At 68.6% G+C, this 23892-nt stretch carries 25 protein-coding genes; 7 read left to right on the top strand and 18 right to left on the bottom strand.

Features of this window, described 5'->3' with window-relative positions; all coding sequences use genetic code 11:
* Positions 1 to 165: 165 nt before the first annotated feature.
* Both TSH20_RS11195 and TSH20_RS11200 read right to left on the bottom strand, forming a co-directional pair.
* A complete protein-coding gene (locus tag TSH20_RS11195; protein ID WP_247871638.1) occupies positions 166 to 996 on the bottom strand; it encodes a transporter substrate-binding domain-containing protein in 831 nt (276 codons plus the stop codon).
* A 66-nt stretch (positions 997 to 1062) separates the two neighbouring features.
* On the bottom strand, positions 1063 to 1920 hold the full coding sequence (locus TSH20_RS11200; protein WP_247871637.1) for a GntR family transcriptional regulator: 858 nt from the start codon (positions 1918 to 1920) through the stop codon (positions 1063 to 1065).
* Positions 1921 to 2138: 218 nt separating this feature from the next.
* Here TSH20_RS11200 and TSH20_RS11205 point away from each other — a divergent pair, with 218 nt between their 5' ends.
* Genes TSH20_RS11205 through TSH20_RS11215 form a run of 3 tightly spaced genes read left to right on the top strand, consistent with a single transcriptional unit; the run spans position 2139 to position 5739 of the window.
* Positions 2139 to 3464, top strand: coding sequence for a paraquat-inducible protein A (locus tag TSH20_RS11205; RefSeq protein WP_109074810.1), 1326 nt, complete (start codon positions 2139 to 2141; stop codon positions 3462 to 3464).
* On the top strand, positions 3457 to 5118 hold the full coding sequence (locus TSH20_RS11210) for an MlaD family protein (protein WP_109074811.1): 1662 nt from the start codon (positions 3457 to 3459) through the stop codon (positions 5116 to 5118). The genes TSH20_RS11205 and TSH20_RS11210 overlap by 8 nt, the downstream gene beginning before the upstream one ends.
* A gap of 21 nt (positions 5119 to 5139) precedes the next feature.
* Entirely contained in the window at positions 5140 to 5739 is a 600-nt protein-coding gene (locus TSH20_RS11215; protein ID WP_109074812.1) for a PqiC family protein, read from the top strand.
* A gap of 40 nt (positions 5740 to 5779) precedes the next feature.
* Here TSH20_RS11215 and TSH20_RS11220 read toward each other — a convergent pair whose 3' ends face one another.
* From TSH20_RS11220 to TSH20_RS11245, 6 genes are all read right to left on the bottom strand, one after another.
* Positions 5780 to 6751 (bottom strand): pyruvate dehydrogenase complex E1 component subunit beta, encoded by a 972-nt coding sequence (locus TSH20_RS11220; protein ID WP_109074813.1) that lies wholly within the window; start codon positions 6749 to 6751, stop codon positions 5780 to 5782.
* Between the two features lie 16 nt (positions 6752 to 6767).
* Complete coding sequence (locus TSH20_RS11225) at positions 6768 to 7724, bottom strand: thiamine pyrophosphate-dependent dehydrogenase E1 component subunit alpha (protein WP_109074814.1); 957 nt, start codon at positions 7722 to 7724, stop codon at positions 6768 to 6770.
* A 241-nt stretch (positions 7725 to 7965) separates the two neighbouring features.
* A complete protein-coding gene (locus TSH20_RS11230; RefSeq protein WP_282183570.1) occupies positions 7966 to 8724 on the bottom strand; it encodes an ABC transporter permease in 759 nt (252 codons plus the stop codon).
* The gene (locus TSH20_RS11235) at positions 8721 to 9665 is read right to left on the bottom strand and encodes an ABC transporter ATP-binding protein (RefSeq protein WP_109074815.1); all 945 of its coding nucleotides are present in this window, start codon (positions 9663 to 9665) and stop codon (positions 8721 to 8723) included. The genes TSH20_RS11230 and TSH20_RS11235 overlap by 4 nt, the downstream gene beginning before the upstream one ends.
* Positions 9662 to 10846: an ABC transporter permease gene (locus tag TSH20_RS11240; RefSeq protein ID WP_247871636.1), complete on the bottom strand. Its 1185-nt coding sequence runs from the start codon at positions 10844 to 10846 to the stop codon at positions 9662 to 9664. Before TSH20_RS11240 ends, TSH20_RS11235 begins: the two co-directional genes overlap by 4 nt.
* Positions 10847 to 10855: 9 nt before the next feature.
* Complete coding sequence (locus tag TSH20_RS11245; protein ID WP_109074816.1) at positions 10856 to 11788, bottom strand: ABC transporter substrate-binding protein; 933 nt, start codon at positions 11786 to 11788, stop codon at positions 10856 to 10858.
* Between the two features lie 168 nt (positions 11789 to 11956).
* Between TSH20_RS11245 and TSH20_RS35305 the strand changes: the two genes are divergently transcribed.
* Positions 11957 to 12133 carry a hypothetical protein gene (locus TSH20_RS35305; protein WP_169054941.1) on the top strand — a complete coding sequence of 59 codons (177 nt, stop codon included), beginning with the start codon at positions 11957 to 11959 and terminating at the stop codon, positions 12131 to 12133.
* Between the two features lie 29 nt (positions 12134 to 12162).
* On the opposite strand, the gene TSH20_RS11250 is transcribed toward TSH20_RS35305, so the two are convergent.
* The gene (locus TSH20_RS11250) at positions 12163 to 12723 is read right to left on the bottom strand and encodes a cysteine hydrolase family protein (protein WP_199232127.1); all 561 of its coding nucleotides are present in this window, start codon (positions 12721 to 12723) and stop codon (positions 12163 to 12165) included.
* A gap of 142 nt (positions 12724 to 12865) precedes the next feature.
* Here TSH20_RS11250 and TSH20_RS11255 point away from each other — a divergent pair, with 142 nt between their 5' ends.
* Entirely contained in the window at positions 12866 to 13285 is a 420-nt protein-coding gene (locus TSH20_RS11255) for an Lrp/AsnC family transcriptional regulator (protein ID WP_109074817.1), read from the top strand.
* Positions 13286 to 13295: 10 nt separating this feature from the next.
* Here TSH20_RS11255 and pqqE read toward each other — a convergent pair whose 3' ends face one another.
* The 9 genes from pqqE to TSH20_RS11300 form a co-directional block, all read right to left on the bottom strand.
* Positions 13296 to 14414 (bottom strand): pyrroloquinoline quinone biosynthesis protein PqqE, encoded by a 1119-nt coding sequence (gene pqqE, locus TSH20_RS11260; RefSeq protein WP_109074818.1) that lies wholly within the window; start codon positions 14412 to 14414, stop codon positions 13296 to 13298.
* Between the two features lie 25 nt (positions 14415 to 14439).
* Positions 14440 to 14736 carry a pyrroloquinoline quinone biosynthesis peptide chaperone PqqD gene (gene pqqD, locus TSH20_RS11265; protein ID WP_109074819.1) on the bottom strand — a complete coding sequence of 99 codons (297 nt, stop codon included), beginning with the start codon at positions 14734 to 14736 and terminating at the stop codon, positions 14440 to 14442.
* Positions 14733 to 15509: a pyrroloquinoline-quinone synthase PqqC gene (gene pqqC / locus TSH20_RS11270; protein ID WP_199232126.1), complete on the bottom strand. Its 777-nt coding sequence runs from the start codon at positions 15507 to 15509 to the stop codon at positions 14733 to 14735. Before pqqC ends, pqqD begins: the two co-directional genes overlap by 4 nt.
* Entirely contained in the window at positions 15506 to 16438 is a 933-nt protein-coding gene (gene pqqB, locus TSH20_RS11275) for a pyrroloquinoline quinone biosynthesis protein PqqB (RefSeq protein WP_109074820.1), read from the bottom strand. The genes pqqC and pqqB overlap by 4 nt, the downstream gene beginning before the upstream one ends.
* Before the next feature lie 84 nt (positions 16439 to 16522).
* Complete coding sequence (gene pqqA / locus TSH20_RS35665; RefSeq protein WP_247874459.1) at positions 16523 to 16711, bottom strand: pyrroloquinoline quinone precursor peptide PqqA; 189 nt, start codon at positions 16709 to 16711, stop codon at positions 16523 to 16525.
* 28 nt (positions 16712 to 16739) lie between these two features.
* Positions 16740 to 17228 (bottom strand): rhodanese-like domain-containing protein, encoded by a 489-nt coding sequence (locus TSH20_RS11285; protein WP_109074821.1) that lies wholly within the window; start codon positions 17226 to 17228, stop codon positions 16740 to 16742.
* 209 nt (positions 17229 to 17437) lie between these two features.
* The gene (locus tag TSH20_RS11290) at positions 17438 to 18088 is read right to left on the bottom strand and encodes a response regulator transcription factor (RefSeq protein ID WP_109074822.1); all 651 of its coding nucleotides are present in this window, start codon (positions 18086 to 18088) and stop codon (positions 17438 to 17440) included.
* 172 nt (positions 18089 to 18260) lie between these two features.
* On the bottom strand, positions 18261 to 18713 hold the full coding sequence (gene pedF / locus TSH20_RS11295) for a cytochrome c-550 PedF (protein ID WP_109074830.1): 453 nt from the start codon (positions 18711 to 18713) through the stop codon (positions 18261 to 18263).
* 267 nt (positions 18714 to 18980) lie between these two features.
* A complete protein-coding gene (locus TSH20_RS11300) occupies positions 18981 to 19898 on the bottom strand; it encodes an SIS domain-containing protein (protein ID WP_109074823.1) in 918 nt (305 codons plus the stop codon).
* A 221-nt stretch (positions 19899 to 20119) separates the two neighbouring features.
* Here TSH20_RS11300 and edd point away from each other — a divergent pair, with 221 nt between their 5' ends.
* Together edd and zwf are read left to right on the top strand one after the other, a co-directional pair.
* Positions 20120 to 21958, top strand: a complete 1839-nt coding sequence (gene edd / locus TSH20_RS11305; RefSeq protein ID WP_109074824.1) for a phosphogluconate dehydratase — start codon at positions 20120 to 20122, stop codon at positions 21956 to 21958.
* A 138-nt stretch (positions 21959 to 22096) separates the two neighbouring features.
* Positions 22097 to 23617 carry a glucose-6-phosphate dehydrogenase gene (zwf, locus tag TSH20_RS11310; RefSeq protein WP_109074825.1) on the top strand — a complete coding sequence of 507 codons (1521 nt, stop codon included), beginning with the start codon at positions 22097 to 22099 and terminating at the stop codon, positions 23615 to 23617.
* The last annotated feature ends 275 nt before the right edge of the window (positions 23618 to 23892 follow it).

Raw genomic sequence — 23892 nt, forward strand, 5'->3', positions numbered from 1 at the left:
CCCCCCCCCCCCCCGGGGGGGGGGGGTGGGGGGGGGGGGGACGCATGGGGTGGAGGTTGGGGAAGGGTGTGGCGCTCCGCATTTCCCGCTAAGCCACACCGCGCTTCCCCCTCACCCCGACCCTCTCCCCGGGGGGGAGAGGGAGATATCCGGGTCCGTTCCGCCTTACAGCTGCGGTTCCGGAACGGTGGTCGGCAGTTCCTGCGAGACGTTGAACCACTTCTTCTGGATGGTCGCCATGCGGCCGTCCTTCTGGATCTTCACCAGGGCGGCATTGACCGCCTCGATCAGGCTCTTGTCGTTCTCGTCCAGGCGGCCGACCCAGGAGAAGTAGGACGGCTTGCCGAAGGGCGGCAGGACGACGGCAAAGGTGTCCTTGCGCTGGGCGGCGGCGAAGTTCAGGTTCGGCAGCGAGTTGACCGAGGCGTCAACGCGGCCGGCGGCCAGATCGGCGTAGGACTGGTTGCTGTCGACATACTCACGCACGTCCGGCGGAGTCGGCAGGGTCTGGCCGAATTCCTTCACCTGGGCCAGCTGCGAGGTGCCCTTGCCGCCGCCGACCTTCTTGCCGGCGATGTCCTCCGGCTTGTTGATGGTCTTGTCGTCGGCGCGCTTCATCAGGGCGGCGGTCGCCTCCGAAATCGGAACGGTGAAGGCGTAGCGCTTCATGCGCTCCTTCGTGATGGTGACCGGGGCGATGACCAGATCGAACTTCTTGGCCTCCAGGCCGGGCAGCACGCTGGTCCAGGGCAGGTCCATATACTTGGCCTTGACGCCCAGCTCCTTCGCCACTTCGTCGATCAGGTCGCGGTCGACGCCCTTGTATTCGTTGTTCTCAAGGAAATCGAAGGGCGGGAACTGCATCTCGGTGGCGACGGTCAGGACGCCCGCCTTCTTCACGTCGGCCAGCGTGTCGGCCATCGCCGTGCCGGCGGCGGCACCGGCGGCCAGCATCGTGGCGCCCAGCAGCGCCGCCTTGACCATCGTCCGAACCATAGCCTTGCTCTCCATCATGAAAGGACCCCCTGTTGCGGCCGGCGGCTGTCGCCGGTCCTTTTGTGTTTACAAATTCAACTCTGTCGCGCTGTCGGTGATCGACGACCCGCTGAGGCTGAAGCGGTCGCCCACCGACAGGAAATGCACCAGTGTCACCGGCCGGCTGAGATGCATGGTCTGCCGCCTGATCGACAGGCAGGCCGTGCCGGCCTCCACCCCCAGCAGCGCCGCCATTTCCGCCGTGGCGTTGACCGCCCGCACGGTATGGTCGGCCGACGACCAGGGAACCCGGTCGACCAGCCAACGGCTGGGTGCCACGACGTCGAACGGTTCGTCAATCACCTCCGGCACGACGTCGAGGTTGACGAGGCGGCGTTCGTGCTGGATCGGCGTCCCATCGCTGAAATGCAGGCATTCCAGAGTCAGGATCGGCGTTCCGTCGGGCAGGTCCGGCCAGCGGATGCCCTCGCCGTTGCGGAGGTTCCTGCGGTCGCGGATGCGGAATTCGTAGACACGCCCCTCCCGCGCAACCACGTCGCCGATGTCCTCGATGGGCAGGGCGAAGCGGTCGCGGCGACTGGTGGCGACGAAGGTGCCGGCGCGGCGGCGGCGGACCAGGAACCCTTCCCGCGCCAGCAGGGCGATGGCCTTGTGCACGGTCTGGCGGGAGACGCCGTAAAGGCTGGACAGTTCCGCCTCGTTGGGAAGTCGCTGGCCGGCCTGCCAGCGTCCGCGCAGGATCTGGCCGGCGACCGCGCGCTTGATCTGGTCGAACAGGGGGCCGCGGCCATCGAGGTTGCCGTCGGCGACGGTATCCGGAGCGCCGGCCGGAGAAAGGCGACCCTGCACCGGATCGCCCGGCTGGGAAGCCGGTCCGTCACCGCGGTCCTGTCCGGTCAGGCCCTGCCTTACCAACCCCTGCACCCCGCTCTCCGCGCCGCGTTGCGATGTGACGTTTCGGCGATAATGTATGTACATAATCTTTCGGTCAATCGTGAATTCCCCGACTTGGTCCTGGCCCGTTGTCCACCATGCTGCGGTGCGGCAGATTTCCGCCTATCCGCTTCGCAAGGGCTTGCGCAGCCGCTCAAAAAAGCCAATTGGAGAGCGGGTTTCGCAGTTCTGACGGTTCGAGTGCGTGCATGTCGGTCGGATTGGGCAAGGAAGGGTTGAGAGGGCCGGTGGCGGAGGTGCGTGACGATCTCGTCGCCTGCCATGACTGCGGACGCCTGCACCGCATCCGCCTGCCGGCGCCGGGCCGCCGGGCCGAATGCACCCGCTGCGGGGCGGTGCTGTTCCGGCACAGCCGGGGCGGGCTGCACCATGCGCTGCCGGTGGCGGTCGCCGGCGCCCTGCTGCTGCTGCTGATCGTCGCCAACCCGCTGATGGGCGTGAACATCCAGGGCAACGACCGCACCAGCCTGGTCGTCACCGGGGTCGAAACGCTGGCGGACCAGGGCATGTGGCCGCTGGCGCTGCTGGTCGGCGCGCTGGTGCTGGCCGCTCCCTTCGCCCGCAACATGGCGGTGATCGCCGTTCTGCAGCGCCTGCACGAAGGCCGTCCACCGATTCATGCGCGGGAGACGGCGCGCCTGTTCGCCTGGGCCGAGCGGCTGCGGCCCTGGGCGATGCTGGACGTCTTCCTGCTGGGGCTCCTGGTCGGCTATTCTCGGCTGAAGGGCTTCGCCAATGCCGAATTCCTGTCCGGCGGGCTGGCGCTGGGCGGCTTCGTACTGGTCCGCACGCTGATGGATCTGTCGCTCGACAGCCGCCGGATCTGGCAGGCCATCGACCATGTGCCGCCGTCCGGCGCGCCGGCACCGGCGCGCTGGGTCGCCTGCACCGTCTGCCAACGCATCCATGGCTGCGACCATGGTCCGGCGCCGGAGCGCTGTACCCGATGCCACAGTCGCCTGCACCCGCGCGAGCCGAACAGCCTGGAGCGCACCGCCGCCCTGGTGACGGCCGGCGCCGTCCTCTACATCCCGGCCAACCTGCTGCCGGTGATGACCGTCATCAATTTCGGCCAGGGCGCCCCCAGCACCATCCTCAGCGGCGTGCACGAACTGGCGGAGGCCGGGTTGTGGCCGCTGGCCATTCTGGTCTTCGTCGCCAGCGTCGCCGTGCCGGTGTTGAAGCTGGCGGGGCTCGGCTGGTTCCTGCTGGCCGCGTGGCGGCGTTCGGCCGCGAGGCTGCATGCCCGGACGCGGCTGTACCGTATCATCGACGCCATCGGGCGCTGGTCCAACATCGACGTGTTCATGATCGCCATCCTCACGGCCCTGGTGCAGTTCGGCGCCGTCGCCTCCGTCCGCGCCGATCCCGGCGCTGTCGCCTTCGCCTCCGTGGTCGTGCTGACCATGCTGGCGAGCCATGTCTTCGACCCGCGCGTGATGTGGGACCGGGCGGAAGAGGAGCCACCCGATCCGGTTCCAGACGAACAGGCGGGGGTGGCGCGGCATGGCTGACGAGACTCCGGGCGGCCATCCGCCAGAGGTCGCGACGCCGACGCGCCGGCGGCTGTCGCCCTTATGGATCCTGCCGCTGGTGGCGGTGCTGATCGCCGGCTGGCTCGGCTGGCGCTGGTACGAGGAGCGCGGGCCGCAGATCGTCATCACCTTCCAGTCCGGCGACGGGCTGGAGGCCGGGCGGACCCGCATCAAGCACAAGAACGTCGACCTGGGCGTGATCGAATCGGTGCGGCTGTCCGACGACCTGTCGCAGGTGATCGCCACCGCCCGCATGGACCGCACCGCCACCCGTCACCTCAAGGAGGGCACCCGATTCTGGGTGGTGGCGCCGCGCCTCAGCCTGGGCGGGGTGTCGGGGCTCAGCACCGTGGTGTCCGGCACCTATGTGGAGATGGAGCCGGGCGGCGGCGACGATCGGCGGGAGTTCGATGCGCTGGACGAGCCGCCGGTCATCCGCGCCGACGTGCCGGGGCGCAGCTTCAACCTGAAGACGGAACAGCTGGGGTCGCTGGCCCAAGGCTCCCCCGTGTATTTCCGCGGCGTCCAGATCGGCGAGGTGATGGGCTACAACCTGTCGCCGCAGGACCGCACGGTGTCGGTGTCGGTTTTCGTCCGCGCGCCCTACGAGGAACTGGTGCATGAAGGAAGCCGCTTCTGGCGGTCGTCGGGCATCCAGTTCTCCGCCGGAGCCGACGGCATCAAGTTCCAGACCGAATCGTTGAAATCGCTGGCGCTGGGCGGCGTCGTTCTGGAAACCCCGCCCGATCCGGAGGCCGGGGCGCAGGCCAAGGATTGGGCCACCTTCACCCTCTACGAGGATCAGGCCTCCGCCGCGGCGGCGCGCGACCGGCTGCGCGTGCGCTACCGGCTGGAATTCGCGGGCTCGGTGCAGGGGTTGCAGGCCGGCGCGCCGGTGCTGATGCGCGGCCTGACGGTCGGCCACGTCGCCGCCGTGCGGCTGGAGTATGACGAGAAAAAGCAGGAATTGCACATCCCCGTCGACATCGACATCGAACCCGATCTGGTCGCCCGGACCTATGCCGTGATCGACGGCAAGCCGATGGACGAGGCGGCGGTGCGCGAGCTGGTCGCCACGCAGGTCACCAAGGGGCTGCGTGGCCGGCTGGCGTCCGGCAATCTGCTGACCGGGCAGAAGCTGGTGTCCTTCGACTACGAGCCCGGCAACCCGCCGACGGCGCCGGGGACCGAGCGGTCGGACCTGCCCACCGTCGCCTCCAGCGACCTCGACTCCCTGACCCGGTCGGCCGGGCAGGTGATGGACAAGGTGGCGGCGCTGCCGCTCGACGCGCTGCTGGCCGATCTGCGCGGCACCTTGCAGTCGATCAGCGGTGTCGCCGGCTCTCCGGACCTCGCGCGCTCGCTGGCGGCGCTCGCCAAGGCGCTGGGCAGCGCCGATGCGTTGATGCGCGACGCCGACCGGCAACTGCCGCAGTTGGTGAACAGCCTGCGCGGCGTGGCGACGGCGGCCCAGGGCACGCTGAAAAGCGCCAACGGGCTGCTGGGCGGCGGAGGCGGACAGGCCGATCTGGCCGGCGTGATGCGGCAGTTGAACGACGCGGCGCGGTCCTTCCGCGTTCTGGCCGACTATCTGGAACGCCACCCGGAGGCGCTGCTTCGGGGCAAGAGGTAACGGAATGGGGAGGAGAGGGTGATGGATTGGGTGCGCGGATTGCGGAATGCCGCGCTGGCGGCGCCGCTTCTCGTGCTGGCGGCCTGCCAGTCGACGCCGGACAGCCGGCTCTACACGCTGGCGGTGGTCCCGTCCGCCGGCACGGCGCAGCCTATGCGGTCCGCGCCGCAAATCCTGGCGCTGGGGTCACTGGACCTGCCGATGCTGATCGACCGGCCGCAGCTCGTCCGCCGGATCGACGGCAACCGGGTGGAGACGCTGGAGTTCGACCGTTGGGCCGAGCCGCTGGCCGACGGGCTGCGCTCCACCCTGGCCGGCGACCTGACGGCGCGCCTGCCGGGCACGACGGTGCTGCCGACGGCCGGAAGCAATGTGGGGGAGGGAACGGCGGTGCTCGCCGTCACCGTGCTGCGCTTCGACGCCGACGCCACCGGCCGCGTGGTTCTCGATGCGCAATGGAGCCTGTCGCCGGGCAGCGGGTCCGGCGGGCGCAAGAGCGGTCCGACGCGCGAGATCGTCGAGGTGCCGTCCGCCGGAACCGGACCCGATGCCCAGGTCCGGGCGATGAGCCAGGCCGTGGGCACGCTGGCCGACCGCATCGCCGCCGGGGTGCGGCGCTGACCTTACGGCCGGCACCGCACCCTGCACCCGGTCCGCAGGATCAGGCGGTCGCCGGTTCGGCCACCAGCGAGCGGACGGCGGCGACCACCGCATCGGCCTGCGGCACGAAGGCCTGCTCCAGCGGGAAGCTGGCCGGGGCCGGCGCGTCCGGCCCGGTCAGGCGCAGGACCGGCGCCCGCAGGCTGGTGAAGGCCTTTTCCGCCACCACGGCGGCGATCTCCGCACCGACGCCGCACAGCCGGCTCGCCTCATGCACCACGACGAGCCGGCCGGTCTTGGCGACGGAGCGCAGGATGGCGTCCTCGTCCAGCGGCTTCAGGCTGCGCAGGTCGATGACCTCGGCGTCGATGCCGGTGGCGGCCAGCGTGTCGGCGGCGGCCATGCAGGTGCCGACCGTCTTGGCATAGGAGACCAGCGTCACGTCGCGGCCCTCGCGCCGCACCGCCGCCTTGCCCAGCGGGATGGCGGCGGCGTCCTCCGGCACCTCGCCGGCGCTGTAGCCGAGCGCGATGTCGGCGAAGACGAGAACCGGGTTGTCGTCGCGGATCGCCGATTTCATCAGCCCCTTGAAGTCGGCGGGGGTCGAGGGCATGACGATCTTCAGGCCGGGGCTGTGGACGAACCAGCTTTCCACATTGTGGTTGTGCTGGGCGCCGACGCCCCAGCCGGCGCCGGTCATCGCCAGCACCACCATCGGAAACTTGAACTGCCCGCCGGAGATGTAGCGCAGCTTGCCGGCGCTGTTGACGATCTCGTCCATCGCATAGCAGAGGAAGGGGGCGAACAGCAGGTCCACCACCGGGCGCAGGCCGGTAGCGGCGGCCCCGGCGGCGGTGCCGGCGATGATGCCCTCCGCCAGCGGGGTGTTGCGGACGCGGGCGGCGCCGAACTCCGCCAGCAGGTCGTGGCGCTTGGTGGCGACGCCCTCGCCGAAGATCATCACGGTGGGATCGAGCCGCATCTCCTCGGCCAGGGCGGCGGAGATCGCGTCGTTGACGGTCATGGTGGTCATGATGGTGGGCCTCCGCTCAGGCGTAGACGTCGGTGGTCAGGGCATCGAGGCCCGGATAGGGGCTGGCGTCGGCGAAGGCCGTTGCGGCCTCCATCGTCGCGCGGACGCGGGCTTCGATGGTGGCGACACCGTCGGCGGTCAGGCGGCCTTCGCGCTCCAGCCGGGCGCGCAGGCACAGGATCGGGTCGCGGTCGCGCCAATGGGCCAGCTCGGCCTTGTCGACATAGCCCTGGTCGTCCGGCTCGAAATGGCCGCGCAGGCGGTAGGTCATCGCCTCCAGCAGGAAGGGCTTGCCGGTGCGGCGGATGGTGTCGATGGCGGCGCTGGCTGCATCGAACATCGCCAGCGGATCGTTGCCGTCGACCACCGCGCTCTCCACCCCCAGCGCCGCCGCCTGACCGGCGATGCCGTCGGCCAGCATCGTCTCCTTGCGGTGGACGAAGGCCTGCCACTGGTTGTTCTCGCAGACATAGAGGATCGGCAGCTTCCACACCGCGGCGAGATTCAGCGATTCCTGGAAGCGCCCTTCGGTGGCGGCCCCGTCGCCGAAGAAGCAGGCGACGATGCCCGGTTCGTTGAGCATGGTTCGCGAAAGTCCGACGCCGGTCGCCAGCGCCAACTCGCCGCCGACGATGGTGGAGGTCAGCACGACGCCCAGTTCCTTGGCGGAGATGTGCAGCGATCCGCTTTTGCCGCCGCAATAACCGTCCTGCTTGCCCATCACCTCGGCCAGCATGCGGCCGGGATCGGCGCCGCGGGCCAGCAGATGGCCGGCGCTGCGGTGGTTGGTCAGGATCAGATCGTCGGCGGTGAGGGCCGAGACGACGCCGACGGCCGGCGCCTCCTGCCCGACCGAGGTGCAGGTGCCGGCGGCGCGCCCGCGTCCGTGCAGGTCGATCAGCGTTTCTTCATAGGCCCGGATCAGCATCATGCGTTCCAGGGCCTGGACAGGGTCCATTGGACGGATGGTCATGGTGGCGGTCTCCCTGAATTTGGGACCGTTCGGATGCGGGGATTCTTTTTCGCGGCGCCCTCATGCCCGCTCTTCATCGAAGCGGCGGAGCATGCGGCGATGTTGCATTCCGAACGATCTGTGTTCGGAAGCGACCATAAGCGCGCTAATCGGCTTTCGGGTACTAACTGTTTCTTACCGGAATGCTAAAAGAATATTAAGTGTCTCGCGCAAGATAACTATCTGAAATATCGCGGCTTTTTCAGCGTTGCGACCAGCGCGTCAGCCATCCGGCCAGACGGTCGAAACCGGCATCGATCACCACGGCAAGCGCGGCAACGATCAGGGCGCCCTGGATGACGTAGGCCTGGTTGGATCCGTTCAGCCCGACGATGATGGGCAGGCCGAGGGTCTTGGCGCCGACGGTCGACGCGATGGCGGCGGTGCCGACATTGATGATGACGGCGGTGCGCACTCCGGCCAGGATCACCGGGGCGGCCAGCGGCAGCTCCACCCGGAACAGCACCTCCGCCGGTCCCATGCCCAGGCCGCGGGCGGAGTCCAGTACCGGGGCGGGAACGCCGTCCAGCCCGGCCACCGTGTTTTCCACCACCGGCAGCAGGGCGTAGAGCGTCAGCGCGATCAGCGCCGGCTCCGATCCGAAGCCCATCACCGGCACCGCCAGCGCCAGCACCGCCACCGGCGGGAAGGTCTGGCCCATGGTGGCGACGGTTTCCAGCAGCCCGCGGAACTCCCGCCCCCACGGGCGCGTGACAGCGATGCCGGCCCCGCCGCCGAGCAGGATGGCGGCAAGGCTGGAGATGCCGACCAGCGCCATATGGTCGAGGGTCAGTCGGACGAAGCTCTCCGCCTCGTACAGCGGGCGGTCCAGGCCGGGATAGAGCGTGGCGAACAGCGGCTTCAGCGAGGGCATGCCAAGCACCAGCGCCACCAGCGCCACCAGACCCAGCATCAGCCGGTCGGTCAGAAATTCGCGCGGGGCCATGCCGGCGACGGTCATGCCGTTCCACCCGCGTCGGGGCGGACGAGGTCGGACAGGTGCAGCACCCCGGCCGGCCGGCCGTCGCCATCCACCACCGGCAGCCGTTCGGTGCCGCGGGCGACCATCTCCGACAGGGCGCGGTGCAGCGGCGTCTCGGTCGCCAGCGGTTCGCCGGCCGCGCTTTCCTGCCGGCGGGCGCGGTCGCCGACCGTCTCCACCGCCAGCCGCTTCAACCCCCATTCCTCGCGCCCGACGAGGTCGCGCACCAGCGGGCTGGCCGGGCGGGTCAGGATGTCGAGGGGGGAGGCGCATTGGATCAGCCGGCCATGGTCCATCACCGCGATGCTGTCGCCCAGCCGCAAGGCCTCGTCCATGTCATGGGTGACGAAGACCACGGTGGTGCCGGTGCGGCGGTGGATGGCCGACAGCTCCGTCTGCAGGCTGGCGCGGGTGATCGGGTCGAGCGCGCTGAACGGCTCGTCCATCAGCAGGATGCGCGGTTCTGCCGCCAGCGCGCGGGCGACGCCGACGCGCTGCTGCTGCCCGCCGGACAGCTGGTGGGGATAGGCGCCGCGGTAACGGCGGGGGTCGAGGTTCAGCAATTCCAGCAGCTCGGTCACCCGGTCGCGGATGCGCGCCTTGGGCCAGCCGAGCAGGCCGGGGACGGTGGCGATGTTGCGCTCCACCGTCCAGTGCGGGAACAGCCCGACCGACTGGATGACGTAGCCCATGCGTCGGCGAAGCTCCTCCGGCTTCAGCGAGGCAATGTCCTCGCCGTCGATGCGGATGGCGCCTTCGTCGGCCGGGATCAGCCGGTTGATCATCCGCAGCACCGTCGATTTGCCGGAGCCGGACGGGCCGATCAGCACGCGGAATTCCCCCTCCGCCACGGTGAAGGAGACGGAATCGACCGCCGTCCAGGAGCCGAAGCGCTTGGTCACGCGCTCGAATTCGATCATGGCGCACTCCTTCCCGGCAGAACGCCGATGCGGTGGGTGGCGGCGGCGATGCCGATGGACAACAGGGCGTCGGCCGCGACTGCCAGCAGAATGACGGGAACGGCCCCCAGCAGCACGAGGTCCAGCGCATTGGCGAAAAGCCCCTGGAACATGATGGCGCCCAGGCCCCCGGCCCCGATCAGGGCTGCCACCGCCGCCAGCCCGACCGCCTGGACCACGGTGATGCGCAGCCCCGACAGGAAGACCGGCAGCGCCAGCGGCAGGTCGACGCGCAGGAAGATCTGACGCGGCGTCAGCCCCATGCCCCTCGCGGCTTCCCGCACCGGGGCGGGGACGCCGTCAAGCCCGACCGCGGTGTTGCGCACGATCGGCAGCAGCGAATAGAGCGTCAGCGCGATCACCGCCGGCAGCGGCCCGACCCCGCTGATCCCCGATCCCGGCAACATGGTGCCGAGCGCGGCCAATGGCGCCATCAGCAGCCCGAACAGGGCGATGGACGGCACCGTCTGCACCACGTTCAGGATCGGGAACACCGCGCGCCCGACCGCCTGCACCCGATGGGCCGCCACGCCCAGCGGCACGCCGATCAGCAGCGTCGGCGCCAGCGCCGCTGCCACCAGCATGGCGTGGCGCAGCACGGCGTCGGCGAACACGTCGCGGCGGTTGGCGTATTCCTTGAGGATCGACAGCGCGTCGAGATGGCCGGACACCAGCTGCAGGGCCACAAGCCCGGCGATCGCCGCGCCGACCGCCATCCGGCCGATGGCACCCAGACCCAGCCGCCGCGCAGCATCGACCGCCGCCAGCAGACCCGCCGCCGCCATCACCCAGAGGCCGGAGGCGAAGGAGGTCCGCGCCGCCGCGGATGCCCCCTGCGCCAGCGCTGCCGCCTGGGTGCCAGCCAGCCAGACCAGCCCGGCCGTGAACAGCCCGCCGGCCGCGACGGTCAGGCCGAGGCCGAAGCGGGTGGGCCGCAGGAAGGGTGTCGCCAGCAGGACCAGCCCCGGCAGTAGGGCCAGGGCCCCGCCCAACCCCTGCACCGCGTTCCACAGCGGCACCGGCCTTCCGGACAGCAGACGGTTCGGTGCGAAGCCGAGGAACGGCAAGGCGACGGCGCCGACCAGAGCGGCCAGCGCCATCAGCAGGGCGACGCGGTTGTGCAGGGGAAGGCGGGCGGTCACGTCGTCGGCTTACTTCAGGAAGCCCTTTGACTTCAGGTAGTCGGTGGCGACCTGCTTCTGGTCCTGCCCGTCCACCGAGATCTTGGCGTTCAGACTGCGCAGCGTCTCGGCGTCCAGGCTGGCGAAGACCGGGTTCAGCAGGTCGGCGATCTTCGGGTTGGCCGTCAGGACCGAGGCACGGACGGTCGGCGCCGGTTCATACACCATCTGCGCGCCCTTGGTGTCGGCCAGCACGACGAGGTCGAGGGCCGCGATGGCGCCGTCGGTGCCGTAGACCATGGCGGTGTTGACGCCGGAGGTCTGTTCCGCCGCCGCACGGATGGTCGCGGCGGTGTCGCCGCCGGCCAACACGAGCATCTGATCGGGTTTCAGCGTGAAGCCGTAGGTCTGCTGGAAGGAGGGCAGGGCTGCCGGGCTTTCCACGAACTCGGCGGAGGCGGCGACCTTCGCCTTGCCGCCGCCGCCGACCCATTTTGCGAAATCCTCCATCGTCTTCAGCTTGTTGGCGTCGGCCACGTCATGGCGGACGGCCAGCGCCCAGGTGTTGTTGGCGGGGGCTGGCTTCAGCCAGACGATGTCGTTCTTCTCCTTGTCGAGCTGGCGGACCTTGTCATAGCCGGCGCCGGCATTCTTCCAGACCGGATCGCTGTCGATGTTGAAGAAGAAGGCGCCGTTGCCGGTGTATTCGGGATAGATGTCGATCTCACCGGACAGCAGCGCGCCGCGCACGATCTTGGTCGGTCCCAACTGGATCTTGTTCTCCGTCGGGATGCCGTTGGCCTGCAGAACCTGGAGGATCATGGTGCCGAGCAGCCCGCTTTCCGCGTCCAGCTTCGACCCGACGCGGACCGCGTCCGCCGCCTGCGCCGTACCGGCGACCAGCCCGAATGCCAGCACCGCCGCCCCCATGATGGCGCGACCCTTGTTGAAGATCGTGAACACCCCTGAACCTCCCCCTGAAAGTATTGGGGAAAGGATGGGTGACGGCGCCGCTTACGGCAAGCCGCGCTTTTCGTCTGTCCGGTCCCGGATATGCGTTTCAGCCTATTCCGCGGAGGAACTTCCCATTGCCGGGGGCTGTTATGCGGGAAACCGCAATAGGAGGACCCGATGTCCCAAGGCGACAAGGACAAATACACTGACAAGCAGAAGCGCAAGGCCGAGCATATCGAGGAAGGCTACGAAAAGCGTGGCGTCTCCCATGACGAGGCCGAGCGGCGCGCCTGGGCGACCGTCAACAAGCAGGATGGCGGCGGCAAGAAGGGGGGATCGGGCGACAAGGCCTGAACGGTCGTCGCCCGACTGGTCTGGGTGGGCTACAGGCTCTCGATGATCCCGGCGGTGGTGGTCACTTCGCAGAATTCATAGCGCAGCGTGGCGACATGGACGGCGTGGACCTGCTCCGCCGGGATCGTCCCGCCCTGGCCGTCCGGCAGTTCGAAACAGTCGCAGGCGTCGCTGACCAGCGTGATCGGCCATCCCATGTTGGCGCCGGTGCGGATCGTGGTCGAAACGCACATGTCGGTCGAGATGCCGAACACCACCAGACGTTCAATGCCGAGCCGGCGCAGCCGCAAATCCAGGTCGGTGCCGATGAAGGCCGAGTTGACGCTCTTGCTGACCACCGCTTCGCTGTCCAGCGGCTCGAATCCTTCGCGGAAGCGGTTGCCGGGCTGGCCAACGCGAAGGGTGGAGGCCGGCTCCGCCGAATCGTGACGCACATGGATCACCGGCCGGCCGCTGCGCCGCCAGGCTTGAAGAAGCTGCAGGCCGTTGTGGTCAAGAGCGCGGTTCCAGCGACGCGGCCAGGACGGCCCGTCGAAGGCGCGCTGCATATCCACCAGCAGCAGAAGCGAGGCGTCCGGTAGCAAGGTCATTGGATACTCCGTGCAAATCGTCCATGGTCCCTGTCCGTTAAGTTCCGCCGAAAGGCTGCCGGTTGCAGCCCGGCAAGATGCCGGCCGACCGGCATTTCGCCGCCGGGCGCCAGCTCGGAAAATAAGGGTCGTGGGGACGGGGATGGACGAGAAGGACAGGCTTCTGCTGACGGCCTTGCGCAAGGACGCCCGCCGCACGCTGGTGGCGCTGGCCCGCGACATCGGGCTGTCGCGCAGCGCCACCCAGGAACGGCTGGACCGGCTGCTGAAGTCGGGGGTCATCCGGGGCTTCACGACGGTCGAGGAAGGCCCGGCCGCCGACGGTGTCGCCGCCTATTTCCTGCTGCGCCACGAGGCTGGGCGGACCTGTGCCCAGCTGGTTCCCAAGCTGCGGCGGATACCCGGCATCGTCGCGATGGATGCGGTTGCCGGGGCGATCGATCTGGTCATCCGGGCGGAGGCGCCCGACATCCGCGGCATCGAAGCGATCCGCGCCGCCATTGCCGGACTGCCCGGCGTGGCCGACGTGACGACGCAGATGGTGCTCGAACGTTTCCTATAGAGATGGGAGGTCAGGCGCCGCGATAGGTCCACTCCGTCCCCAGAGCCGCAGCGTCGCGGTCGCGCAGCACCGCCACGTCGGCATGGGCCGGTGACAGTTCGCAAACCGGGTCGGTGGCATCGGCGCTGCCGGCGAGCGCCAGCGCCTGACAGCGGCAGCCGCCCCAATCCTCTTCCTTATGGTCGCAGGATTGGCAGGGCTCCGGCATCCAGTCGGTGCCGCGGTAGCGGGTGAAGGCCGGGCCGTCGCGCCAGATGTCGGACAGGCTGCGGTCGTGCACCGTCTCGAACTCCATCCCCGGAATCGTCTCCGCCGCATGGCAGGGCAGGACCCGGCCGCGCGGGTTGACGTTCATGAAGCGGCGCGCCCAGCCGCCCATGCAGCTCTTCGGCCGGCGGGCGTAATAATCGGGCACGACGTAATCGACCACGATCCGGCCGGCCAGTTCAGGCAGCCGGGCACGCACCGCGGCGTCCATTGCCAGCAGTTGGTCGCGCGACGGCATCAGCGCCGCGCGGTTGGCGAGCGCCCAGCCGTAATACTGCACGTTGGCGATCTCGATCCGCCCGGCGCCGAGGTCCATCGCCAGATCGATGACATCGTTCACCCGGTCGATGTTGTGGCGATGCAGCACGGCGTTGATGGTCAGCGCCAGACCCTGCCTGACCACCGCCCGTGCGACCTCCAGCTTCTTCGCATGGCCGCCCTTGAAGCCGCCGACGCGGTCGGCCCCGATGGCTTCGGAGTCCTGCAGGCTGATCTGCACATGCTGCAGCCCGGCCTGCTGCAACCGCTCCAGCCGCGGCTGGTCGAGCAGCACGGCCGAGGTGATGAGATTGCTGTAGAGCCCGATTTCCGTCGCGTGGGCGACCAGCTCCTCCAGATCCTTGCGGACGCAGGGCTCGCCGCCGGAGAAATGGACCTGCAGGGCGCCGACGTCGGCCGCTTCGTCCAGCACGCGCTTCCAGGTGGCGGTGTCCAACTCGGCGCTGGCGGGGTCGAGCGCCACCGGGTTGGAGCAGTAGGGGCAGCGCAGCGGACAGCGGTGCGTCAACTCCATCAGCACGGCGAAGGGCGGGGCCGGTTCGGCATTGGAAGCGGCGGCGAAGGCGGGCAGGGCGCAGCTCATTGGACGCATCTCCTGGGGAGGCACCTCATGTGACGACATAGCCCTTGTTGCGCAGGTCGGTCAGCATCTCCAGCACGTCGGCGGCGACCTCGGTGCGCGGGGCATCATATTCCACGGTCAGCCGGTCGATGCCGGCGGCCACGTCGGCGACCTCCGGCCCGACGCAGGCGCGGACAATCGCCAGCGCCATCTCGTCCAGCACCAGAAGCCGTTCCGGCCCCATCAGCATCCACTGGCCGCGGCGGCGGTCGTTGCGCAGCATGACGCCGGGAGCCAGCCGCAGCCGGTCGGTCTCGGCCAGATGGGGGGCGATCGCGTTCACCGGCTGTACCGCGTCGGTTCCATGTCCTCCGGCACGAAGGCGCCGGGCGGGATCAGGTTGGGGGTGACATAGGCATGGTGCAGGGCGTCCAGCTGCGCCCACAGCAGCTCCGTCTTGAAGCGCAGGGCGCGCAGGCATTGCCGCTGCTGTTCGCCTGTCTTGGCGTTGGTCAGCACATAGTCCAGCCCGAACTCCACGTCGCGCGGCGCCTCGTCCAGCCGCTTGCGGAAGTAGGACAGCGTGCTGTCGTTGGCGAAGGCATAGTTCTGCTCGAATCCGGCGATGCGCTCGCGGTGGATCGACGGCGCGAACAGCTCGGTCAGCGAGGAGGCCACCGCCTCCAGCAAGGAATGGTCGCGGACGAAATTGACATAGGCGTCCACTGCGAAGCGGGTGGCGGGCAGGATGCCTTCCAGCGACTTCACATAATCGCGATCGAGCCCCAGCCCGTCGGTCAGCCGCAGCCAGCGTTCGATGCCGCCGACCTTGGTCTCGTCCAGCTCGCCGGTCTGGGTCAGCCCGTCATGGTCCAGCACGCGCTGCATCCAGGCGCGGCGCAGTGCCGGGTCGTCCATGCGCGACATGATGGTCAGATCCTTGCGCGGGATCGACACCTGATAATAGAAGCGGTTCAGCGCCCAGGCCTGGATCTGCCCCTTCTGCAGCTTGCCGCCGTGGAGCAGCTGATGGAACGGGTGAAGGTCGTGATACTGCCGCTCGCCGATGGCATAGAGGGCGGCGCGGAACTCCTCGCGGGACATGAAATCGGTCATAGGGTCAGCTCCAGCCCATCATGGGCGATGCGCCAGCCGGCCGCCTCGGCTTCCGCCCGTTCGGGCGAATCCTCCAGCAGGGCGGGGTTCGTGTTGTTGATGTGGATGTAGATCTTGCGGGCGACGTTCAGCGGCGCGAAGGCGGCCATGCTGCCAGCATGTCCCGACATCGGCATATGGCCCATCCGCGCCGCGGTCTTGATGCCGGTGCCGCTGCGGATCATCTCGTCGTCGGTCCAGGTGGTGCCGTCGAACAGCACCAGCGGCGCACCGAACAGCCGGTCGGCCAGCCAGTCCGGCATCCCGGCGCAGCCGGGGATGTAGAAGAAGCCGTCGCTGGAACCGTCGGTCGGGCGGATGCGCAGCGCCACCGTGTCCTCGGCGACGGAACCGAATCCGGGGCCGGCGGAGGCATCCTCCAGATAGAGCGCCACCTTGCCGGGCACCGCGAAGGCTTCCACCTCCAGCCCCAGCGGGCGGCCATCGGCCCCGGCGGGCTGGAAGGGCTGGCCCAGCGCCATCGCTCGGCGGGCGACCAGTTCCGGGTTCAGCACGTTGAAGACGCTGTTGGCGGCCAGCACGCCATGGACGCGCGGCGTGGCATAGACGGCGAAGGGGTGGGATTCACGCAGGGTCAGCAGCCCGGCGACATGGTCGATGTCGGCGTTGGTCAGCAGGGCCGCGCTGATCGGATTGCCGCGCAAGGCTCCTTGGGGATGAAGCTGCGGGCTAGCGAGCAACTGCGCGCCGAGGTCGGGCGAGGCGTTCAACAGCAGCCAGCGCTCGCCGTCGGCGGTTACCGCCAGTGACGATTGGGTGCGCGGCTTCGCCGCCGGATCGCCGGAACGGGCACGGCGGCATCCCTCGCAGGCGCAGTTCCATTGCGGGAAGCCCCCGCCGGCCGCCGAACCGAGTACGAGAATCTTCATGGCCACCGTCTTGAACGCGATCCTGAGAGGAAGGGCCGGGGAAGGGAAGTCACGCCGTGCTTCCCCGGTCCCATATCGTCCGGCTTACAGGCCGGCGCAGGCGTAGGCGTTGATCTCGGTGCCGACGGCGATCTCGGTGGTCTTGGGTTTGCGCCAGGTCTTCATCGCGTGATACTCCTGCTTGCTGACTGTTGCTGACCATGATGGTTGGCAAGATGAAGAGTAGCGGTCCGAGGCGGCCGACCGCCATGCTACCATGGTGTAATCCGCCACCTCTTTCGGCGGCGGATCGCACGCGGCTTCAGGGGGCAGGCGCCGCCGGCGGCGGCAGCGGATGCGCTTCCTCCGTCGGCAGACCGGCTTCCATCCAGCCGTCGATGCCCGTCGGGTACCAATGGACCCGGGCATATCCAAGCAACACCGCCCGCTTGGCCGCGTTCCACGACAGCCAGCAATCGGACAGGCAGTAGAACAATAGATCACGCGCCCGGTCGCCGCCGGTCAGTCGGTCCAGATGGGATTCGAACCAGCCGAGCGTTGCCGCGTCCGGTGCGCCGACGCCCACATTGGGCAGCCAGACGCTGCCGGGGATCTGTCGGTAGGGCTTCGATTGCAGCCAGGGACCGCCGGGCAGCGTGCTGCGCTCCAGCCGCTGGACGAAGATCGGGACGACGCGCCCTTGCGACAGCAGGGACTGCACGGCGGGGGTGTCGACCGTCGTCGCGCCGGTCACACCGTCGGGCGTCGGGGAGCGGTACTCGGACAGGCGGTAGCCGTCCGGCTGCGGCACGCCGGCGGCGAGGGCTGGGGTGGTGAGGGCTGGGGCGGCGAGCAGCGTGAAGGAGAGGAGGAGACTGGCGATTCTGGGGAAGTTAGACCCCCACCTAACCTCCCCCGCTGGGCGGGGGAGGGACTTCCGCCACTCTCCTGAACAATCGCTTATCCCCCTCCTCCGCCCAGCGGGGGAGGGTCGGGGTGGGGGTAAGTGCGTATACTCGCTCACCGCCGGTCGGCCAGAACGCGGTTGGCGATCACCACCGCCTGGGTGCGGCTGTAGACCTTCAGCTTCTGCAGGATCGCAGAGACATGGGCCTTCACCGTCGTCTCGGTGATGCTGAGGTCGAAGGCGATCTCCTTGTTCAGCTTGCCGGTGCCCAGCAATTCCAGCACCCGCAACTGCTGCGCCGTCAGCGTGGCGATGCGGCGCGCGATCTCCGCGGTCTCCGCATCTTCCGGATCCTCGGTGCCATCCTCGTCGGTGGCGGAGGGCGGAACATAGAGTTCGCCGTTCAGCACCTGCCGCAGCGCCGCGGCGATGGCGTCGCGCGGGGTCGATTTGGGGATGAAGCCGGCGGCCCCGCTCTCCATCGCCTCGCGTACCCACCGGCGCTCCTCATGGGCGGAAACGACGACGACCGGGGTGGCCGGAAAACGCTGGCGCAACGTGCGCAGCCCGCCCAGCCCGTTCATGCCCGGCATGTTGACGTCCAGCAGAACGAGGTCGAGGTCGCCCCGCTCCTCCAGCGCCTGCATGACGCTGTCGAGGCGGTCCGCCTCCATCACGTCGGTGGCTTGGCAGGAATAGAGCACCGCGCTGCGCAAAGCATCGCGCACCATCGGGTGATCGTCGGCAATCAGGATCCGGGTCATGGCCTGCGGTTCCCTGCGCAGCGGAAGATGGAACGAACTGCGGGACAACTTCCCGCATCCATTGTGTCAGACCGAAATGGGGAGGTGCAATACCGCGAATGGCATCAATTGTTTTGTGTGCGAACATGCCGCAGTGTCATCGCATGGACCTCCTTCAAAATGGACCTGGCCGTCATTCCTCGTGCACGGTTTCCAGCCAGGAGCGGATTGCCCACAGAGCCTCCTGGCCCAACGCCTCGCCGAACTTCGGCATATAGGTCACACCGTTGCGGATCGAGCCGTTGGTGACGCGCTCCTTGAACCACTCGTCCCCGGCGTCGCCCTTTTCCAGATAGCGCAGGTCGGGAGCGATGCCGCCGGACACGGCGCCCAGCCCATGGCAGCGCGCGCAGTTCTGGTTGAAGGCCGATGCGCCGATCTCGATGGCGCGCTCATTGCCGCGGTAGGGATTGCTGTCCCGCCAAGTCTCGCCCAGCTTCTCCAGCCCGGTGGTGTCGACCGGCTGCGGGGTGACATCGCCATGGGCGAAGACCGGACCGGCGAGGCCCGCCGCCATCAACCCCGCAAGAGCGAAAGGCGCCAGACGGCGGAGACGTTTGGGCGGCGTGGCGAACCTGAGCGTCATCTGTGCGTCCTCTTCCTGCATCCGTCTTTCGGGAACCCGCTTGCCGTCCTGCCGCCGATCCCGGATTCGCGGGTGCGCAGGACGGTTGCCGATTCTGATTGCGGCCGAGGATAGCAATCGTTCGTTCGCGTAATTATTCGACGATGGTACAAGAGCGACCCGCGCGGCCACGCTCAGGCCAGTCCGTCTTGGTCGATGGTCGGATGACGCATGCGGCATGCTGCCGGCCGGCGGTCATCAGGGACAGGGTCGTCAGAGCCAGGGTCGTCAGGTTAGGGGAGGCAGTCGCCCGGCATTGATCGCCGCCTTCACCTTGGCCAACTGCCGCACCGCCGGGTCGCCCAGCCGCAGAGCCACGCCGGTCGACAGCACGTCGATCAGCGTCAGATGCACCAGCCGCGAGGCCATCGGCGTGTACATCTCGGTGTCCTCCACCGGCTCGCTGGCGATGACCACGCTCGCCATCGCCGCCAGCGGAGAGCGTGGCGCGGTGATCGCCACCACGGCAGTGCCCTGCGCCCGCGCCGCCGCCGCCAACTCGTTGATCGTCCCGCTGCGCCCGGTGTTGGACAGCGCCAGCAGCACCCCGCCGGCCGCCATATTGACCAGCAGCATGCGTGCCAGCACCGGATCGGCACAGGGTTGGGCGTCGGCGCCGAAGCGCAGCAGCTTGTGCGCCGCGTCCTGAGCCAGCGCGCTCGATCCGCCGGTGCCGACGCACAGCACGCGCGGTGCATCCGCCAGCAGGGCGATGGCGCGCTCCAGCGCACCGTCGTCGAGCGCGGCGGACGCGGCGGTCAGGGCGGCTGCACTCGATGAAAAAATTTTTCGCGCCAGAGTGCCGACATCATCGTCCGGCGCCACATGTTGGCTGACATAGGGGGTGCCGCCGCGCACCTCGTCGCGCAATGCATCGCGCGCCTGCGATTCGGCGAGCCGCAGCTTGAAGTCCGGGAAGCCGCCGCAACCGACGCTGCGGCAGAAGCGGACGACCGTCGCCTCGCTGACCTCGGCCGCCTGGGCTAGCGAGGTGACATTGAGGTCGAGCACCCGCCGCGGGTCGCTCAGAACCAGATCGGCGATCTGCCCCTCCGACCGTTTCAGATCGCCACGCAGCCGGCGAACCTCTTCCAATATGTCCATTGGTGCAGGGGTGGCGGCTGCGCTGTTGACCGGGGATGCCATGACGTAAAGTTAACTCCCTGGATTGGGCGGAGTTGCTGCTGGCCGGACAGGCGCGGTGCTGCAAGGAGCGCTCCTGCCACTATGAAGAATTTTGCCGTGCATGGCGAGAAATCCAGCTGCGCCACTCCATATATGAAAAAAATTTTCTTCACAGCCCGTCCCCTCAGGCGTATGGTCCGTTCCGGAAATCATCGCCTCCCACAAACGGTCGAGACGCGATCATGAGCAAGCCCGCCCCCCTGAATTCTGTCGTTGCCCGCGTGACGGAGCGCATCGCCGAGCGCAGCCGCGACCGCCGTGCCGCCTATCTGGCGCGGCTGGAGAGCGCCGGCGGGAAGCCGCGCCGCCACCGTCTTGGCTGCGCCAACCTCGCTCACGCCTTCGCGGCCTGCGGGGCGAACGACAAGGCGGCGCTGCGCGGCGAGACCCAGCCGTCGATCGGCATCGTCACCGCCTACAACGACATGCTCTCGGCCCATCAGCCCTACGAGCGCTATCCCGCCATGATCCGCGAGTCGGTGCGTGCGGCCGGCGGCGTGGCGCAGGTCGCCGGCGGCGTGCCCGCCATGTGCGACGGCGTCACCCAGGGCTATGAGGGGATGGAGTTGTCGCTGTTCAGCCGCGACGTGATCGCGCTGGCGACCGGTGTGGCGCTGTCACACGCCACCTTCGACGGTGTGCTGTGCCTGGGGATCTGCGACAAGATCGTCCCCGGCCTGATGATCGGCTCGCTCGCCTTCGGCCATCTGCCAACGATCTTCGTGCCCGCCGGCCCGATGCCGTCCGGCCTGTCGAATGCCGACAAGGCCAAGGCGCGCCAGCTCTACGCCCAGGGCAAGGTCGGCCGCGAGGAACTGCTGGAGGCCGAGTCCAAGTCCTACCACGCGCCCGGCACCTGCACCTTCTACGGAACCGCCAACACCAACCAGATGCTGATGGAGATCATGGGCCTGCATTTGCCGGGCGCCAGCTTCGTCAATCCCAACACGCCGTTGCGCGACTTGCTGACCGATGCGGCGGCCCGCCGGGTGGTGAAGATGACCACGCCCGGCGCCGGCACCCCCATCGGCCGCATCGTCGATGAGCGCGCGCTGGTCAACGGCATCGTCGGGCTGCTCGCCACCGGCGGCTCGACCAACCACACCCTGCACATCCCGGCCATCGCTGCCGCCGCCGGCATCGAGCTGAACTGGGAGGATTTCGCGGAACTGTCGGCGGTCGTCCCGCTGCTGGCCCGCGTCTATCCCAACGGCACCGCCGACGTGAACCGCTTCCATCAGGCCGGCGGCATGCCCTTCATCATCGGCCAGCTGATCGATGCCGGGCTCGTCCACACCGACATCTCGACCATCTATGGCGAGGGCGGACTGGAGCCCTATCGCAGCATGCCGGAACTGGACGAGGGCGGCGCTCTGACCTGGACCCGCTCGGCCACCGACCAGAGCGGCGACCCGGCGGTCGTCGCCACCACCGCGGCTCCCTTTGCGGCCGAAGGCGGCCTGCGCGTGCTGACCGGCAATCTCGGCCGCGGCGTCATCAAGACCTCGGCGGTCAAACCGGAGCACCGCGTGGTGGAGGCCCCGGCCCGCGTCTTTGACAACCAGGAGGCCGTGCAGGCCGCTTTCCGCGCCGGTGAACTCGACCGCGACGTGATCGTCGTCGTCCGCTACCAGGGCCCCGGCGCCAACGGAATGCCGGAACTGCACAAGCTGACGCCACCGCTGGGTGTGCTGCAGGACAAGGGCTTCAAGGTGGCGCTGGTGACCGACGGCCGCATGTCCGGCGCATCGGGCAAGGTGCCGGCCGCCATCCATGTCACGCCGGAGGTGAAGGGCGGCGGTCCGCTCGGCCGCGTGCGCGACGGCGACATCCTGCGGCTGGATGCGGAGGCCGGGACCCTGAACGCTCTGGTCGATGCCGCCGAGTGGGAGAACCGCGGCGCTCCCCCGCCGCCGAGCGAGGATGCCTCCCACGGCTGCGGACGGGACCTGTTCTCCCTGTTCCGCAACAACGCTGGTCCGGCGGAGAGCGGCGCATCCGTCCTCAACCTGCTGGGCTGATCCGGCAGAGGAAAAAACCTGGAAGCTTGGGCCGGTATCGGGCCATGCCGGCCCGCATTGTGACCGGCCCATCCCTGTGGCACCATGACGCACGGGCTGATCCAACGCACCGTGCCACCGACGTCGAGAGGTCCGAAGATGCCCCCGCGCTCCACCGTCGCAGCTCCCGTACTGCCTCCCTTCGACTATACGGTGTTCGGCGGCACCGGCGATCTGGCCCTGCGCAAGCTGCTGCCGGCGCTCTATCTGCGCGACAAGGCGGGGCAGGTGGCCGACGGCAGCCGCATCATCGGCGTTTCGCGCAGCCCGCTCGCCCCGTCGGACTACCGCGCCAAGGCGGAGGAGGCGATCCGCGAGCATGTGCCGGCGGACGAACGCGACACGGCTGTCATCGCCCGTTTCCTTGAGCGGCTGGATTATGTGCCGGTCGACGTCACCTCCGACGATGGTTGGGTCGAGCTGGCAGACCGGCTGAACAGCCCGCCGCCGCGCAGCAGCGACGCGGTCCGCATCTTCTATCTCGCCACCTCTCCCAGCCTGTTCGGCCCGGTCAGCGACCAGCTGCGCGCCTTCGGTCTCGCCACTCCGGACTCACGCGTTGTGCTGGAAAAGCCGATCGGCCGCGACCTCGCCTCGGCGCAGGACATCAACGACCGCGTCGGCGCCGTCTTCACCGAGCCGCAGATCTACCGCATCGACCATTACCTCGGTAAGGAGACGGTGCAGAACCTGCTGGCCCTGCGCTTCGGCAACTCCCTGTTCGAGCCGCTGTGGAACGCCGACCACATCGACCATGTCCAGATCACCGTCGCCGAGACGGTCGGGGTGGAGGAACGCGGCGGCTATTACGACCAGTCCGGTGCGCTGCGCGACATGGTGCAGAACCATCTGCTGCAACTCGTCTGTCTGGTCGGCATGGAATGCCCGATCTCGCTCGCCCAGGAATCGGTGCGCGACGAGAAGCTGAAGGTCCTGCGCTCGCTCAAGCCCATCGGGTCGGACGAGATCGGCGGCTGCACCGTCCGCGGCCAATATCGCGCCGGTGCGGTCGCCGGCGGTGCGGTGCCCGGGTATCTCGACGAACCCGGCATTCCGGCCGGCAGCGGCACCGAGACCTTCGTCGCGCTGAAGCTGGAGATCGACAACTGGCGCTGGGCCGGCGTGCCCTTCTACCTGCGCAGCGGCAAGCGGCTGCCGGCCAAGATGTCGGAGATTGTTATCCAGTTCCGGCCGATCCGCCATTCGATCTTCCCGCAGGCGGCCGGCGAGTTGCAGGCCAATCGCCTGATCGTCCGGCTCCAGCCCGACGAGAGCATCCGCCTGCACCTGATGACCAAGGAGCCGGGGCCGGGCGGAATGCGCCTGCGCCCGGCAGCCCTGAATCTCAGCTTTGCCCAGACCTTTGGTGGGCGATTCCCGGATGCTTACGAGCGCCTGCTGATGGACGTGGTGCGCGGCAACTCCACCCTGTTCATGCGCCGTGACGAGGTCGAGGCGGCTTGGCAGTGGGCGGAGCCGATCATCGACGGCTGGACGGCCCGGCATGAGATGCCGAAGCCCTACATTGCCGGCACCTGGGGGCCCTCGCAGTCAATCGCCCTGATCGAGCGCGACGGCCGCACTTGGCACGACGACGAGATCCCCTCGGCTGCCTTCTGAGGCCGCCCGGTCAAAAAATCGTCATTAGGGCGAAAAAAAGTTCTTGCGCGGTTCGGGAGGGCTCGCCTATAAAGCGCCTCCCGACGCGAACGACGCCGGCGCCGCCGAACCGGCAGCGACCGGCACGCGAAACGGGAAGCCCGACAAACCGGTGCTTATCACCGAACCCAGTGGTTCGGTCGAGCAGCGGTTTCTGCATCGGGCGGGTTCTTTGACAAGTTTATACCGTGTTGTGAGAAGGGATGCGCAGGCGGCGGCAGTTGGTAGCCGTTGCG

Origin of the sequence: Azospirillum sp. TSH20 (assembly GCF_003115935.1) — a bacterium.
Lineage (GTDB): Bacteria > Pseudomonadota > Alphaproteobacteria > Azospirillales > Azospirillaceae > Azospirillum.